This is a genomic window from Streptomyces sp. CT34 (assembly GCF_000805335.1).
GTDB lineage: Bacteria > Actinomycetota > Actinomycetes > Streptomycetales > Streptomycetaceae > Streptomyces.
In genome coordinates, this window is the sequence record NZ_KN708638.1 from 2,745,278 (window position 1) to 2,745,855 (window position 578).

The following is a 578-nucleotide window of genomic DNA, read 5'->3' on the forward strand; positions in this document are numbered from 1 at the left end:
GACTTCGTCCGCACGGTGCTGCGCCGGGGCCCGCTCACCCCGCTGCTGGACACCGCCGTGCTGCTGACGTCGGAGGCGGTCACCACCTCCCATCTGCGCACTCCCGCGCCCGCGGACATCCTGCTGCGGGTGCTGACGGCCGGTCACGGGCTGCGGATCAGCGTGCACGACGAGCCGCCGGCGGCGGTCCGCCTGCCCGCGCCCTCCCCCGGGGGCCTCCGGCAGGCCCCGCACCGGGGGGAACCGCAGGTGCCGCCCGGCGACCGCGACCCGGCGCACGGGCTGCTGCTGATCAGCCGGCTCGCCGACGACTGGGGCATGACCCCGTTCGCCGGACCGCCCCGCTCGGCGTCCCTGTGGTTCGAACTGCACACCGCGCGCTGAACGGCCGGCTCCGCGGCCCGGTACGGGCCCCGCAGGGCCGGCGGGTCCGGTACGGGCCAGGTCTCCTGTCGTCGAACTCCCGCGGGCCGGGCGGCGTCCGGTGCGTGCTCCCGCCTGCCGGCCAACGTCCGGTGCGTGCTCGCGCCGGCACGCCGAGAGCACGCACCCCGGACGCCGCCCGGCTCCCCCCCCCC

General features: G+C 78.7%; 1 protein-coding gene. It reads left to right on the top strand.

All coding sequences use genetic code 11. From position 1 onward, the window contains the following. On the top strand, positions 1-384 hold a 384-nt coding region (locus RZ84_RS39685; RefSeq protein ID WP_241777671.1), incomplete at its 5' end, for an ATP-binding protein. Between the last annotated feature and the right edge of the window lie 194 nt (positions 385-578).